Here is a 15,835-nt window from a genome sequence, read left to right on the forward strand (position 1 = left end):
TTTACAGCTCGGTTCTCAAGGATGAAGCTCGCGGGGCAGCGTGTTCATGATGGAGAGCCTTCATGTCGCTGCTGCGTACGGATATCTAGACGTGCAGCGCGCGCGGCGACTGTCGTTTGTCACGAAAACTTCATCAAGAAATCGCGGCGGGCGGTTTTGCGCGCTTAAGAAGAAGGGCCTCCACGCGGGAGGCCCTTCTCTTTTGGCGCGGTGTGCGAGCCCTGCCCGCCTACTGCTTCAGGCCGCGTTGCTCGCGCGGCGTGAGCGACTGCATCTGCGCGGCCGTGAGCGTGCCGGTGCCCAGCACCTGCACCACGCCCTGCGGGTCGTAGCCCGCGTGCGGCTCGCGCGCCTTCGGCGCGGTGCTGTCGCCGCCGCCCTCGGCCTCGTTGCCGAAGCCCAGCACGCGCACCGTGAACACCGAAGGCAGCGCCTGGCGTTGCGCGCTGCGCTCGCGCTGCACCGCGTCCTGCGCGGCCGAGGCCGCCTGCGATGCCGCGGCGCTCGCGCCGGTGAGCGCGCCGACGTTCACCGCGGCAATGGCCGGCAGGCCCACCGACTCGCCCTTGACCGCAATGTTGGCCGCGTTCACCACCTGCAGCGCCGCGAGGTTCACATTGCCCGACACGCGGATGCCCGCCTCGCCCGCATCGATGGTGCCCAGCGGCGCGACCAGGTCGATGTCGCCCGCCGGCACTTCGGGAATGGGCGCCAGCGTCGCGATGCCCGCGCCGGTGCTCGGCACGTCCGACGAGAGCGTCACGTTGCCCCATGCGTCGTACTCGCGCTTGGGCGGCGTGTAGACCACGGTGGTCTTCGATCCCCGGCCGGCGTTGATGTCGCCCTCGGCCGACCAGCCCATGATGTGGCCGCCGAAGGTCGTCATGATCCGGCTCTGGCCGAGGAGGATGCTGCCCAGCGAATACAGCGCGATGTCGCCCTCGCCCTGCGTGATGACGCCCGGCGTGACGCCGCCCCTGGCCACCGGCGCACCGCCTTCGATGCCGAACACCTGCGCGCCGCCCGGCGTGAGCATCTGGATGCCGCCACCGAAGCGCGTGTTGACGCCGGCCGCGCCGTACATCGTGATGTCGCCGCGGTAGCTGACCGGCTTGCCCGCGGCATCGGCCTCGGGGAACAGCGCCGCGATGGCGTTGCGCCCGCGCAGGTAGCTGCCGGAACGCGCGCCGTCGGCGTCGTTGTATTCGCGCCCGCCGGCCTTGAGTTCGGCGAAGTACACCTGCCGCGCGAACACGCGCTGCTGCGCCGCCGGCAACGCGTCGAAGAAGGCCTCTGCCTCGTCCGCCGTGCCGCTGAAACCCAGGCCATTGCCCTTGTCCGAGAGCCATGCGAAGAGCTCGGCCTCGTAGGTCTTCACCACCTTGCCGGGCTGGTCGGCCAGCGGCGTGCCGGCCTGCGCGCGATTGGCCGCGTCGAGATAGCGCGCGAGAAAGCCGGCGTAGTCGGCGCCCCGCGCGCCCATGCCGGCCATCATCGCGATGCCCGCGCCGGGCCGTTTGTCGCCCGCGGTCAGCGGGCCCAGGCTCACGACGGCCGCGCGGTCTTCCATCACGATGTTGCGGCCCGCGCTCACCTCCAGCGTGCCGGGGCCGGCGACGTTGAAGCTGCTGTAGAGGATGTCGCGCCCCGCGACCATGCGCGAGACGTCCTGCGCATGGCCATGGACCGCCAGGTTGCCGGTGGACGTCGCCTCGTTGTTCGAGCCGGTGCCCAGGCTCACGGCAGTCGGCACGCCGAGCGCCGTGCCCGCACTCACGATGTCGCGGCCGGCCATCACCCAGGCCGGCGCAGCCGCTTCGTACCAGGTGGCGCCATCGCGGCGCGCCAGGATCTCCCCGCTGCGCAGGCCAACGATGTCGCCGGCCGTTGCATAGAAGCGTGCGGGCGTGCGCGGCGCGTCGCCCGGCGCGCCCGCATAGGTCTCTGGCACGAAGGCGAACAGGCGGAACGGGTCGGTGCGCGCCTTCATCTCCAGGCCGCCGGTGCCCAGGTTGCTGGCCACGCGCGTGTTGCCCTCGAAGCCGGCGAACGCCGGGTTCAGCGGGCCGGGCATCTGTGCGGGATCGGCGCCCGACTGGTTGATGGCGTAGCCGCCCATGTACATCGAATCGCCCGCGAGCAGTTCAAGCTGGCCGCTGCGGGACGGCGCAAGCAGCAGCGAGGTGCGCGAGGTGTATTCGTTGGTGCCGTCGCTCGCCGCATTGGCCGCGGCGCCGCTGTAGATGCTGCCGCCCGCGGCCACCGCACGCAGGATAGACGGGTAGACGAAGCGGTAGTCGGTGGGCGCGACGTTGGTGCCGTTGACCAGGCTGTTCTGCGTGCCCTCGCTCATCTGGGTGCTCGGCGTGAGGCTGCCGCCGGCCGAGAACAGGTCGATGGCGGTGCGTCCGGTCCACAGCGAGAACCAGCTCAAGCCGCCGCCGCTCTGCGCGCCGAAGGGCGAGCTGTTGAGCATCGGCACGCGGCCCGGGTCTGCCGCGCCGCCCACCACGAGGTCGCCCAGCGTGTCGATGCGGATGGTCGAGTCGCCGGGCACCAGCACGAGGCCGCCGGTCGATTCGGCCCGGTTCGAGGCGAAGGGATCGAAGGCGCGCGGGTCCTTCAGGTCGCGCCCGCCCAGGATCATGCCGCCCACGGACGCCGCGCTCAGTTGCGTGGCACCGCGCAGGTTGACCAGCGCGCCTTGCAGGTCGTGGTTCGGAACGTCCATGCTGTTGGCGTTGCCGCGCGCCTGCTGCGAGCTGTTGATGCCGCCGCCGATGCGCACGTCGATGTCGCCGCCACCGGTGAGCAAAAGGCTGCCGTCGCCGGCCACGCGGCCGCTGCTGCCGACCGCCACCACCAGGCCCGGGCTGCGGGCCGTGCCCTTGCGCTCCAGCATGCCGGCGTTGCCGCCCGCCTCCACGCGCACGTTGCCGCCGCCGAGCGTGCCGAAGCCGGTGAAGCCCACCAGCGACGGCTTGACGTCGGCCCCCAGCACGCCCGCCGGGTTCACCGCGTAGCTGCCGAAGTTGATCCACCACGCGGTCGGCAACTGCGCGCTGCCGTCGCCCTGGCGCCAGAGCCAGTTGCCCACCAGCACGCTGGATTGCTGCACCGGGTCGTTGATCGTGGACGCGAGCATGTCGCCCGTGATGCCGCCGCCCGCGCGCACCGTGAGGTTGCCGCCGGCCTCGGGGAACCACGCGTGGTAGGAGCGGCCGTCACCCGCCACCAGCGATTCGTAGCCCACGCCGCCCGTGCCGAGCACGCTGGTCGCGCCCGGCGCGGTGCCGCGCGCCTGGTCGAAGCGCGGATCGACGCCCGCCGACTGCGTGCCGGCGGTGTAGATGCCGTAGAGCGAGCGCACGTCCACGTCGCCCGAGGCGATGAGGTCCAGATCACCGGTGCCGGTGCGCACAACGCTCAGCGACTGCCCGTGCGCGGCGATCACATTGGTCGCCGAGCCGTAGTCGATGCACGACCCGACGATGATCTCGCAGAGCGCCAGATACTCGTCGGGGACTGGGGCTCCCGCGGGCTCGCCGAAGGCGTTGTCCGGCGCCCACACGACGCCCGTCTTGCTGACGCAATCGCTCGGGTCGATGAGCGGGCACAGCGCCTCCTCCTCGGGGGTCACCGGCTGCCCCGCGGGCATGCCCCAGTTGTTGTTCTCCGCCCAGACCAGCGTGCCGCCGCCTTTGGTGACGGTCGCGCCATAGTGGGTGTCGGCGAAGCGCAGGCTGCCGGCCTTCGCCATCGCGATGCGGGTGTCCGCCGCGTCCAGGTCGGCGCCGGCCACCAGGCGGACCGACCACGACTCGCTCCCTGCGGGCAGCATCGGCGCCAGCGCCCAGTTGCGGCCGCGCGTGCCGTCGCTGGCCGGGCGCAGTTCGATGAAGCCCACGCCCTTTTCGAGCACGACCTTGGTGGTCGAGGGAATGAGCGCGCCGCGCTGCAGGTCGAGCGCGCCGCCGAGCAGCACGGTCCTGCGCAGGACATCGTTCTCGAAGGCCACCGGCAGCGGCACGCCCTTGGGCCAGACCATGGCCTGCAGCGCGGTGCCCTTGGGCAGCGGCGTGCCCGCGCCCAATTGCGTGCCCGCGGCCAGCACCACGGCCTCCTTGAGCAAGGTGCCGCGCGCATGCAGCAGCGCGCCCGACGCGTCGCGCACGTCGGCCGCCAGCACGGTGCCCGCGGCCAGGGTGAGAGGCTGCGCCAGCGTCGCGGTAGCCGGCAAGCGCAACGCCTCGCCCAGCGTCAGCGCCTGCATCGGCAGGTCGTAGTTCAGCGTCGCGCCCGACGGGAACGCGGTGCCCTCGGCCACGCGCACGCCGCCGATCGGCAGCACCAGGTCGCCGTTGTAGGGCTGCACGCCTGGCACCAGCGCCCAGCCGTCTTCCTCGGGCGTGAGGGGCGGCGGTGCGAAGCCGTCGTTGATGCTGCCGTAAACGTCCATGTTGCCCGCGGCGCGCAGCACCAGGCTGCCCGCTTCGCCGGAGCCGTACACGCCGGTCTTCTGCGTGCGCGCGTTCAGGCTCGCATAGCGGTAGCCCGACAGATCGAGGTCGCCCTGCACCACCAGGTCCTTGTCGGTCACGATCTCCACGCCCGGGCGCAGGTGCAATGCATCGGCATAGGCGGCGTTGTTCAGGCCGGCGAGCTTGCCGTTCAGCAGCGTGCCGTTGGCGAGCGCGGCGTCGATGAACTTCGCGCTCTGCGCATGCTTGGCGTCCATGTAGGCCTGGTTGATCTCGCGGTACGGACGGCCGCTCACCGAATCCAGCCCGTCCCGCACGATGGCCAGCGGGTCGGTGTCGTCGTAGCGCCAGACGGCGTTGAGCGCGATGGTGCGCGCGCCGTCGATGGCCAGGCTGCCGCTGGCGTCGATGCGAATGTCGCCGCTGGTCTCGCCGGTGCGTGCCGCGTACAGGTCCAGCGTGCCGCGCTTCTGGCCGTCGTGCTGCCCCGGCTGGTTGCCGACAGTGGCAGCGGTGCCGTGGCGCAGGTCGATGCGTGCGCCGCCCGCGAGAGTGAGCACGCCGTCGCCGCCGTTCAGTTCGACGATGGCGCGGTTGGGCGCATCGATGATCCGGCCGTGGCTGTCCACGCGAAGCACCGTGCCGTGCGCATCAAGCAACGCGTTGCCGCCGAGGGTCAGGCCGTTCCTGCCCGCAAGGCGGATGCTGCCCACGCGCTCGCCGCTCGCATCGATGGTGCCTTGCACCGTGAGGCTGCCGTGGTCCACCGACACATTGATCTCTCCGGCCTTCAGGCCATTGCCGATGGCGAGGTCGCCCTGCTTCAGTTGGAAGCTGCGCGCGCCGAACACCGCGCCTTCGTTCAGGCGCTGGTTGAGCGCGGCGAACTGCTCGCTCGGCGTGCCGCTCTCGCCCAGGCGCTGCGCGCGGATGTCCACGCTGCCCGCCTTGAACGGCACCAGCGTGCCGCCCGCGTCGTAGCGGCCGCTGCTCGCGCCCAGGATGCGGCCCTGCAGGTCGACCACGCCGGCCGATGCGCCGAGCGCCACCGCCTTGAGCGTGCCCGCGCGGTTGCCCTCGGCCGCGAGGTCGATGGTCGCGCCCGCCACCTGGCGGATGCTGCCTGCGTGGCTCTCCAGGCCGACGTCGCCGCCCCAGCTGAACTTGTCGACATCGTTGAAGGCGAGCTTGCGGCCGCCGACGTCGACGAAGGCGCCGTCGGCCAGTGCGATGTCGTCCTGCGCGGTCATCGTGAGCTTGCCGCTGGGCAGCACGACGGCGGTGTCCAGCATGATGCTGCCGGCGCTGAACGACAGGTCCGCGCCCAGCGCCTGGAGGCCCTTCGCGGCCAACGCGTCGTAGCGATGGCCTTCAGGCGCGCCGATGCGCAAGGTGCCGCCGGCGACGATGCGGGCGACCGCGCCGGCATCGCCGGTGATGAGCGGTGTCGATATTTCCAGGTTGCCGCCGCTGTAGGCGTAGCCCTTGCCGTCCTCGTACGCACCCTGGCTCTGATGGACCGCGAGGCTGCCCCTGCGGCTGGCCGTGAGGCGCTCGCTCGCGCCCAGCTTCACGGTGGCGAAGCCGAGCGCAAGGCGCGCATCGTCGTCTTGCCCGTTGCTGACGGTGTGGGGCGCGTCGCCCAGCTCGATGCGCTCGGCCTGGATGTCGAGCGTGCCGCTGCCGGTGCCCGCGCCGCCGGCGATCACGGTGCCGGGCGCCTGCGTCGCTCCGCTCCACAAGAGGTTGCGGGTGCGGATGGTCGCCACGTCGCCGGCCGCGCCGTGGCCGTAGATCGCGGGCGTGCCGAGCACCAGCGTGTCGAGCTTCGATTTGCCGGTGGCCGGATCGATGGTGTCGAGCGTGACGCTGCCGTAGAAGTTGATGGCGTCGCGCGCCGTGAGCGTGAGCGATTCGAGCGCCGGTGCGCCGGTGCTGGTGTCGCCGTTCAGGAGGCGCTGCAGCACGTCCTGCGTGAGCGTGAGGCCGCTCGCGAGCACGCCGCGCGCCTTTGCGTCGGCCAGCGACGCGGCCGAGCCCGCGTTCACGCCGCCTACCGCCAGCGCGAGGTGGCGCGTGCCGTAGCGCGCCGCTTCGTTCAGTTCGAACGCGCCGTTGGTGGCCGCCGTGAGCGTGCCTTCCGAATAGAAGGTGCTGTTGCCCTGGCACGGCGACGTCGTGCACACGCCCAGCAGGATGGAACCCTCGCCTGCGGCCGCGGGCGCCAGCACGTCGAGCCGGCCGTTCGATACGGCCAGCAGGCTGGCTTCGCCGGGCTGGTAGACGTAGCCCGCGGACGAGTCGTAGATCGCGGCGCCCTGCCCCAGCGTGGAGATGCCAGCGCCGGCTTCCACGGCCAGGTCGTGGCCCGCCAGGAAGACCTCGGGCGCCTGCAGCGACGCGCCCGCGCGCAAGGCGACGCGCCGGGCCGGCGTGCTGAAGCTGACGTAGCGCCCCTGCTGTCCGTAGACCACGGTGGGCACCGCGCCGAGCACCAGCCGGTCGGCGCCCAGCGCGTTGAGCGTGTCCGAGCGGACCGAAACGCCTTCGTGGCCGGCCGTGTGCGCCTGCCCCGCGCCCAGCACTTCGATGTCGCCGCCCAGCACCATGGCCGTGCCGCCCAGGCCGCCGGCGGCGGCCTGGAAGCGGGCCAGGCCCTCGAAGTTCAGTCCCACCTCGTCGCGGCCGGCCACGAGGCTGAAGGCCAGCGAGCGCGCGTCCGCCGGCAGCATCGCGCGCGGCACGCCCAGGCGCGCCGCGTCGGCGCGCACGAAATCGGCATAGCTTGTTTCGTTGTATTGCGAGTAGGTGCGCAGCACGTCGGCCGGCGTCACGATCACCTGGCTCGCGAGGCTCTCGCGCTGGCCGGTGCCGGCCACCGACAGCACGCCCGCGCCGGACCATGAGCCGTTGCGCATCGTCCGCGCTCCCACGATGCCCGAGCCGCTGCCGGGCGCGCCGTTGAGCTCGACGCGGAAGGCGCCCGGCAGCAGCGCGTAGGTCGAGGGCAGCAGCGTGTAGGTGCCCGCGGGCAGCCCCGGCACACCGGCGCCGATGGTGATCTGCCGGCCGGCCGCCGCCTGCGATGCGCCGGCCGGTCCGCCCGCCGGCGCGGCCAGCCGCTGCACCCCGGGCACGATGGCGTACACCGCGTTGGTGGACAGCGAGGGCAGCGAGAAGCGGCCGTCGGCGCCGACCTGCATGAGCGGATGAAAGCGCGCATCGGTCGAGCCGCCGCGGCCCGAGACGAAGCCAGCGCCGGCAAGCTCGCCGCCGCCCGAGAGGTCGAGCACCGCGCCGGACTGCACATCGACCCGCTGCGAGGCAAGGCTGATGCCCGCGACCATGACGCCGTTGACGCCCATGCCGCCCGCGCCCACGAGCGAGACGGTGCGACCGTCGTACCGGTAGTCGATGCCGTCGGTCGTTCCGCCGTAGGGCATCACGAGGCCCACGCCGCTCACCGAGGTGATGCTGCCCGGCAGCAGGTCCAGCCGGGTGGTGCCCTGCAGCACGTCGCTCCCGATCTTGAGGCTGCCCAGCGGCGCGCGGACCACACCGCCCTGCTCGATCACGGCGGCGCCGATCTCCAGCGTGCCGAAGGCCGAGTACGGAACGCCCGCCGGCGTGTCGCCTCGGCGTTCGATGCGCAGCACGCGCTCGGGGTCGAACACCGAGCGGCCCGACTCCGCGTCGGTGCGGTAGCCCGCGTTGATCTGCGCGGTGGCGCCGGTTTCCGGATAAAGCTGCGCGGCCGCCAGGGTGAGGTCGCCCGGCGTCCAGAAGCGCGAGCGCGGCTCGTTGTCGGTGGGCAGCAGGAAGCGCATGTCGCCATCGCTCGTCAGCTCGACCTTCTGGAAGCCGCGGCGCTCGACGTGCACCGGCGCGAGCTCGGTGCGCTCGGCATAGGCGCCCTTGGTGCCTATCGAGATGCTGTTGCCCAGGTCGAGCAGTTGCCCGGCATGCACCGAGAGCACGGCCTCGGAGTCCAGCGTGGTGATGCCGTGCAGCGCACGGGGCCGCAGCATGCCGTTGCTCTCGTAGTACTTGCCGGTGCCCGAGAGCGTGACGTAGGGCGCCGCCAGTTGCACATGCGCCGATGCGGACGAGCCTTCGGCAAGCGACAGCGAACTCGCGATGAGCTTCAGGCTCTGGCCCATGCGCAGCGCCACGTCGCCGTCGAACGAGAGCTGTCCGTTCGCCAGCAGCGCGAGGTTGTCGAAGCCGCCGGCGCCGAGACGGTCGGCCGAAAGACGGGTCTTGCCGTAGCGCAGGCCCTCGCTCGCCTGCCCGGGCGCCAGGTCGTCGGGCAGCGCCGCTTCATGGTGTTGCGACACCCTGATTTCGCGCGGCGCGAGCGCCGCGTCCTGCGCCCGGTCCAGGCCGGTGCTGTCGTACAGCGGGGACTCCAGCGCGATGTCCAGCGAACCGCCCGCGGCGCTCGCACCACCGGCCGCCGCGCGCAGCGAGCCGTCGATGTGCAGGCCGAGGTACGAACTCAGCGAGATGCGCCCGCCGTCGGTGGCGACGGTGGTGGCGCCCTGGCCCGGCACGTGCAGCACGGCCTGCGCGCCCGAGGCGTCGAGCTTCGCGCCCGGACGCACGATCACGTAGGCATCGGCCGAGGTGGCCGTCGCGCGGTCGTGGTCGATCGCGCCGCCCAGCACGATGCTGCCGCCGCGATCCACGCGCCCGTAGCTGCGCCCGTGCAGGTCGGTGGCCGTGTGCGCGGTACCCGACACGTCGAGCACCGCGGTGCCGCCGATCCAGATCGAGCGCTCGTGCACCTTGCCGTCCGCCACCGGGGCGACCCCGGCCACGTCGAGCGAACCGTACTGCTGCTGGCGCACGTCGATGCTGCCGCCGTGCGCGAGCAGCGTGCCGTCGATGGTGATCTGGCCGGCACCGCGCAGCGCGATCGCCTGCCCCGGATCGACCTCGATGCGCGCACCGCGGCCGATGGACAGCACGCTCGCCTGCGCGTCGGTCTCGGCGGCCAGGCTGCGGCCGGCCTGCAGGCTCAGGCTCGCGCCCTTGCGCTGCAGGAGCACGGCATTCACCGCGTCTTCCTGGTAGAGCGGTGGCGTCCACAGTTCGAGCGCCTGCGCCGGCGCGCTGCCGGTCGCCACGTCGCGCGCGTTGTCCCTGAAGCGGTACACCGGCATCGTCACGTCCACCTGCGTGCCGTCGGCGACGGCCAAGCCCTTGGTGCCGGCGATCTCGTACGCGGAGAAGCCCTTGTCGAAGAAATTGCCGCCCAGCACCAGCGCGCCTCCGCCGGATTCGGCGTCCGCCAGGTTGTCGGAAACCAGCACCTTGCCGGCCTGCAGCGCCAGCGTGCCGCCGCCCGCTACACCGTGGCCGCGCAACTGCGCGCCGGGGTCCAGGTGGAGTTCGCCTTCGCCCAGCGTGGTCGCCAGCGTCACCCTGCCGCCCTTGCCGCCGACGGTCTTGCCGTTGCGCTGCAGGACCGCGGCCGACGACACGTCGATGAGGCTGCCGCCGTGCAGCGTCACATCGCCGGTGGCGCGGATGGACACGCTGCCGCCGTTCGCATGCGCAAGGTTGTCCGCGCGCGCATCGCGCTCCAGGTTGCTCCAGAGGCCGCTCGCGTCCAGCGTCACGCCTTCGGCCAGGGTCACGTTGCCCACGGCGTCCTTCGGGCTCACCACGGTGTCGCCGGTGCCGGTGCTCGCCGTCTGCGCGAGCACGTTGCCCAGCGCGATGCTGCCGGCGTGCGCGGTGAGATTGGCGCGCACCGCGACGTCGTCGCCGTAGAGCGTGATGTTGCCGCCCGAGGCCACCCGCAGGTCGCCCACGACTTCGATGCCCTTCAGCGCGGCAACGCGGACGCCGCCGAGCGCAAAGCCGTTGAGCTGCGCGGTGTCGAGCACCACGCGGCCGGTCCGCTCGGCGGGCAGGGCCGTGTCCAGATCGAGCGACGCGGCAATGCGTTCGTCGGTCTCCTTGAGCGCCACCCGGTCCGTTACCGCGCTCAGCACGTGGTGGAGCGCGCCCGTGCGCCGGTCGAGCGTCGGCATGGAGTCGCCGACGACGAGCTGGCCGCGCTGGGCCACCGCGTCGTGCGACTGGTTGTAGCCGTCCAGCGCAGCCTGCGGCGCCTGCGTCTGGCGCGGGCCCTGGAAGGCTTCGCTCGCGATGTCGCCTTCGAGCACCGCGGCGCGGGTGGCAACGACCAGCTTGCCGGCGTCGCGCCCGACCGTGTAGCCGCTCTCCAGGCGCCGCTGCGGCCCGATCAGCGGGTTGTAGAAGTACCCCTTGGTTTTTTCGCCCCAGCGTTGGTGCGCGTCCTCGAAGCCCCTGTAGATGCCGTCGTAGCGCTGGTCGCCCGGCGCTTTGGAGGCTTCGTACAGGCGGCCGTCCGCGCCCTTGAGCCAGGTCTGGCGGATGAAGCCGGTCTGCACATCCAGCGTGCCGCCCGAGAGGTTGATGCTGGAGCCGGCCTGGGTCACGACGTCCTCGCCGCCGAAGCGCAGCGTGCCGCCCTGCGCCATCCATTCGCCAGCCGTGTGGCCCTCGGTGCCGAGATAGCCGCCCACCTCCAGCAGGCCGCCGGCCGTGTACCAGCGGTCGCTCGCGTAGCCGTTGGTTCCCTTGGGCACGAAGACCAGGCTGCGCCGATCGATCCACAGGTCGTTGTTGTTCAGGCCCTTGCCGTCGCGGTTGACGGGCGCGTCGCGCTGCTCGTTGCCCTGGACGTTGATCTTGATGTTGTTCGATTCCATCGCGATGCGCACGCCCACGGCGCCCGACACATCGAGCCGGGCGCCATCGCGCACGAGGCTGCGCCGGGCCGCGTCCACGGCGATCTGGCCGCCGGTCGCGAGCGTGAGCGACTCGCCTTCGAAGTCGACCGTGCCGCCGCTTCGGATCTCGATGCGCGACTGGTCGCGGCGGTCGGGCACCGCGACCAGCGTCTGGTCGGCGGTGGCCGTCGGCGAGCTGCGCAGGCCGTCGCGCTGGCTGTCCAGCGCGGTGCCGCGGTCGTCCGCATCGATCACCACGGCGGTGGTCGCGCCCTGCCCCAGGACCGCCCGGCCCTCGGCGCCCACCGCATCGAGATGCACGGTGCCGCGCACGTTGACAGTGGTGGTGGCGAGCGCCACGCCGCGCTGCTGCACGTCGCGCCCGGCCATCGTCACATCGCCTTCGCGCGCGACGATCAGCCCGGTGTTGACGACCTTGCCCGCGAAGCTGTCGGTGTCGAACTGCGGCGTGACTTCGTTGCCGCGGGTGGTGGAGCCCTGGTTGCCGCCGGTGCCCACGCCCTTCCTGATGATGAAGCTGTCGCCGGCCGCGAGTGCGGCCTGGCCCTTGGGCGTGGCGATGTCGCCCGCGTTGTGCACGTCCTTGCCCAGCAGCAGCACATAGCCGCCGCCTTCGGTGGAGGCGCCGGGCGCGCGCGTGGCGATGCGCGCGCCCGCCTGGACCTCAACCCGCCCGCCCGCGCCGGTGAAGCTCGCGGTGGTTCCGTTGCTGTAGATGCCGTGCGTGTTGAACTGCGCATCGGAAATGTTCGCGGCCGCCGCGAGCAGGTTGCGCGTGTCGACCTGGCTGCTGCCGCTGAACACGATGCCGTTGCGGTTGACCACCATCACCGTGCCGTCGGCCTGGATGCGGCCCTGGATCTGCGACGGCCGCGCGAGCGGATCGTTCACGCGGTTGAGCACCGCCCAGCCGGGCTGCTGCTCGAATTTCAGCGTGGTGTTGCGCCCGACGTTGAACGTTTCCCAGTTCAGGATCGCGCGCTCGCCGGTCTGCGTGACGTTCACCTGCGTGCGGCCGCCTTCCTGCGTCTGCACCGGCGCATTGGCATTGGCCCAGCCGGCCGAGAGGCTGGCGGTGTCCACGCGCAGGCCCCCCTCGGCGAGGCCGTCGGGCACGTCCGTGCCGTTCGCAAGCGCCGCGCGCCGTGCGGCCTCCTGCGCGGCCTGCTGCGCCGCGATGCCGCGCGCGGCGAGGTTGAGGTTGCCGATGGAGCGCTGCAGCTGCTCGCTCGCGCGCTGCTGCTGCGCCTGCGGGCTGCTGAGCGCCGAGGCCGGCATGCCGTTGGGCAGCCGGCCGGTGGCGACGGCGGTGTTCTGCACCATGTTCTTCTGCGCCATCCACGCGCTGCTGAAGGCTCTTTGCGCATGCGCGCCCTGCGCCGTCGCGGCGGCGGCCAGCATCGCCACGATGGCATGCACCAGCGGCGTGAGCCGGGCCTTCGGAAAGAAGGAAGAAGAGTTCGTGTTGCGCCGGGCCACCGTGCTGCTGCGTTGCATGCGGACTTCCATGGGTTCGTGTGTCATTGCTCGAGTCGATGCCACGGAGCGCGCCCGGAAGTCGGGCGGCCCGTGGTCTACCGAGCTATGACAGCCAGGGTGCGGGGCGACTGCACCATGTCACGAAATCTTCACGAAAGCCCGGTGCTCAGGCCTTCGCCCGCCCGAGCAGCACGATGCCACCGGGCAACTGCGTGACCTCGGCGCCGTAGGCCTCGCGCACGAGCGAAGCCACGTCGTCGAGCCGGTCGATGGAAAAGCTCGCCTGCACGAGGCTGCGGCCCAGCGCCTCGCTGGTGAGGATGAGCCGGCCATGCCGGTAGCGGTTGACCTCGGCCACCACCTCGGCAAGCGGCACCTGCTCGAACACCAGCAGCCGCCGGCGCCAGGCCGTGACCGGGCCGGTGTCGACCGGCACCGCGGCGCCCATGCCCGCGGCGCCGTAGCGCAGTTGCCGGCCCTCGTCCAGCGCCACGCGCTGCGCGCCGCGGGCCACCTCGACCTCGCCCGCCAGGCAGGTGACGCAGACCTCGCCGTCGGTGTGCCGGATGTTGAAGCGCGCGCGCACCGCCGACACCACGCCATCGGCCGCCGAGACAGTGACGCGCGCCGAGACAGGGGACTGCGCGGCGATCTCGGCCTCGCCGGCCAGGAGCTCGATGCCCTCGCCGCTGTCGGAGCCGGGCCGCACGTTGACGCGGGTCTGCGTGTTCATCTGCAGCACCACGCCATCGGCCATGGCGACCTCGCGCTGCTCGCCGGTGGCGGTGCGGTAGTCCGCGCCCCACTCGATGACGGAGGGCCACAGCTGGAGCGGCGGTCGCACCGCGAGGTAGGCGACCGACGCGGCGACTGCACCGCCCAGGAAGGCGCGACGGCCCGCGAGCGACGGGCGCGCATCCCTCTTTTGCTCACCGTGCCGTCGCTCGTCCTGCCGCACGCGCAGCGCGGCGGGCGCCATCGCCTGCCACACCTCGCGCGCCCGAACGAAGGCATCCGCATGGGCGCGGCTTTGCGCGCACCAACGCTTGAACGCCTGTGCATCGTCTTCGGTCGCCTGCTGCGAACCAAGCCGCACGACCCAGGCCCCGGCCTCGCGTTGCAGGGTCTTCATGGCTTCGCCGTCCGCGGACTGATCGGATTTTTCAGCTGTCATCACGCTCAGACTGTTTTCCGGCGCCGGGACCGAAGCGCTGGATGAAATCTCTTCCCAATCTGTCGCAGCAATGCTCCAGGCCCGCGCGCAACTCCTTCTCGACCGTGCGCGCTGAAACGCCGTAGCGCGCGGCAATGTCCTTGTGCGGCATCTCGTCCACGCGCGCGGCCAGCACGATGGCGCGGCGGCGGCGCGGCAGCTCGGCCAGCGCGCGCTCCAGCGCCTCCAGCTCGCTGCGGGCCTCGGCGCCGCGCGCCGGATCGGCCATCTCGTCGGCCATGTCGTAGAGCGCCTCGACCTCGCCGACGCTCAGCAGGCGTGAATTGCTCTTGCGCTGGTCTTCGGCCACGTTGAGCGCGATGCGAAAGAGGTACGCCGAAGGAAAGCGCACCGCGCTGCGCACGTTGGCGCTCTCCACGCGCAGATACGCTTCCTGCAGCGCGTCGTTGGCCAGGTCTTCCGAGCCGAGCCGGATCTGCAGGTGCTTCCTGAACTGGGCGTAGCGCGCGAGGAACAGCGCGCGCAGCGAGGCCTTGATCGAATCGGACATGGCGGTTGTCGCTCCCTGCTCAGCCGGCACGCGCGGCGCGCCAGGGCCGGCAGTCTCGCGCGGGGTCGGCACGCGGGGTCAGGAGAATGGTCACGGGCTGCGCCATGCCCGGCGGGGGCGGTGCGTCCATCCGCAGCGAACCCAGAGTGGCGAGCACGAGCGCATCACGCTGCGCGAGGCCGCTGCCTTCGATCAGGCGCGCCTCATTCACCAGCCCGGCGGCATCGATCCAGAGCTGCAGGCCGAGGCGGTAGCGGCCGAAGGCATCGGGCTGCGCGATGCAGAGCACGCGCGTGATCGACGCCTGCAACACGCCGGCATATCCGGCATGGCCGGTGGCGGCATCGGCCTTTGGCACGTTCTCACCGACCCTCTCGTGCGCAGACGGCGGTACTGAAGGAACGGGCACGAGCGTGAAGGCATCGGCGCCGATGTAGCGGGCCGCGAGGCCGCTGCCCGCGAGCATGCGCTGCAGCGCTTCGCGCGGTGCGAAGTCGCCCTGCACGGCGGCCGCCTCGCGTCCGGCCGTGAGGCTGCTGGCCACCAGCACCGAGTGCCCGGTGAGGCGGCCGAAGACGGAGAGGGAAATTTCCAGCGGCTGGGCCGGCAGGTCGAATCGAAGCGGTTTGCCTTCGGCATTGGCAAGGGCAACGGACTGCGCAGCGGCCATGTGCGCGGCCATCATCAACGCCACGACAAGGCACCAGGACAGTGTCAGGGCACCGCCCGATGCGGAAGTACGTGTCATGTGGCGGAGATCAACAGCGAGAGAGAGAAAGTCCTGGGAAGTGCGGCCATCCGCCATGCGGGCCGGCGAATGCAGCGGCGAGACTATCCGGCGCCGATGACCGACATGTGACGTTTGGTTTGCACGCGACGCGGCCTCCCGTCTTCTCGTCTTCTCGTTGACTTGCACGCGCCATAAACTGCCGCCCTCCAAGCGATCGACGAGAGGCGCGCATCCGCATGAATTTCCTGTACGGCATTGCCACTGCGCTGGTGTGCGTCCTCTGCGGTCAAGCCGTTGCGCAGGCACAGGAAACGAATGCGGCAAGCGTGAGCGACACCGGCGCGGACAGCTGCGTGGAAGTCACCGTGAACGGCGAGCGCGCGCCCTCCTACGACTGCCTCACGCAGAAGCTGCAGCCCAAGGCCACGCCGCGCGGACCCGACGATGCGCAGCCCGGCATGGCGTCTGAGGCGATCACGCAGCGGCCGTCGAACCAGCTCGGGCTCTTCAACCGCGCGGCGACCGGGCACCGCATGGGCAACACCTTCGGCACCTCGGTCTACCCGCAGCGCCCGCCACCGGTGGCGCCGGCTTCGCCGCTGATCAACCGGCGCTGACCTTCACGGAACGGCT

5 protein-coding genes are annotated in these 15,835 nt (G+C 71.6%); 1 reads left to right on the top strand and 4 read right to left on the bottom strand.

The features are described 5' to 3' along the window. Positions 1 to 229: 229 nt before the first annotated feature. The 4 genes from QF040_RS09320 to QF040_RS09335 all read right to left on the bottom strand — a co-directional run bounded on the left by QF040_RS09320 (position 230) and on the right by QF040_RS09335 (position 15,220). Positions 230 to 12,766, bottom strand: coding sequence for a filamentous haemagglutinin family protein (locus QF040_RS09320; RefSeq protein ID WP_429610803.1), 12,537 nt, complete (start codon positions 12,764 to 12,766; stop codon positions 230 to 232). Positions 12,767 to 12,914: 148 nt separating this feature from the next. Further along, a complete protein-coding gene (locus QF040_RS09325) occupies positions 12,915 to 13,880 on the bottom strand; it encodes a FecR family protein (RefSeq protein ID WP_429610804.1) in 966 nt (321 codons plus the stop codon). Between the two features lie 31 nt (positions 13,881 to 13,911). Next, positions 13,912 to 14,472, bottom strand: coding sequence for an RNA polymerase sigma factor (locus QF040_RS09330; RefSeq protein WP_307506550.1), 561 nt, complete (start codon positions 14,470 to 14,472; stop codon positions 13,912 to 13,914). A 19-nt stretch (positions 14,473 to 14,491) separates the two neighbouring features. Beyond that, on the bottom strand, positions 14,492 to 15,220 hold the full coding sequence (locus tag QF040_RS09335) for a secretin and TonB N-terminal domain-containing protein (protein ID WP_429610805.1): 729 nt from the start codon (positions 15,218 to 15,220) through the stop codon (positions 14,492 to 14,494). A 218-nt stretch (positions 15,221 to 15,438) separates the two neighbouring features. Between QF040_RS09335 and QF040_RS09340 the strand changes: the two genes are divergently transcribed. After that, positions 15,439 to 15,819: a hypothetical protein gene (locus QF040_RS09340; RefSeq protein WP_429610806.1), complete on the top strand. Its 381-nt coding sequence runs from the start codon at positions 15,439 to 15,441 to the stop codon at positions 15,817 to 15,819. Positions 15,820 to 15,835: the final 16 nt, after the last annotated feature.

Origin of the sequence: Variovorax sp. W2I14 (assembly GCF_050435205.1) — a bacterium.
GTDB classification, from domain to species: domain Bacteria; phylum Pseudomonadota; class Gammaproteobacteria; order Burkholderiales; family Burkholderiaceae_C; genus Variovorax; species Variovorax paradoxus_C.

Bases quoted from the DNA above. Each gene is read 5' to 3' on its own strand.
- QF040_RS09325 (WP_429610804.1), bottom strand. From the start codon at position 13,880: ATGAAGACCCTGCAACGCGAGGCCGGGGCCTGGGTCGTGCGGCTTGGT.
- QF040_RS09335 (WP_429610805.1), bottom strand. From the start codon at position 15,220: ATGACACGTACTTCCGCATCGGGCGGTGCCCTGACACTGTCCTGGTGC.
- QF040_RS09340 (WP_429610806.1), top strand. From the start codon at position 15,439: ATGAATTTCCTGTACGGCATTGCCACTGCGCTGGTGTGCGTCCTCTGC.
- QF040_RS09330 (WP_307506550.1), bottom strand. From the start codon at position 14,472: ATGTCCGATTCGATCAAGGCCTCGCTGCGCGCGCTGTTCCTCGCGCGC.
- QF040_RS09320 (WP_429610803.1), bottom strand. From the start codon at position 12,766: ATGCAACGCAGCAGCACGGTGGCCCGGCGCAACACGAACTCTTCTTCC.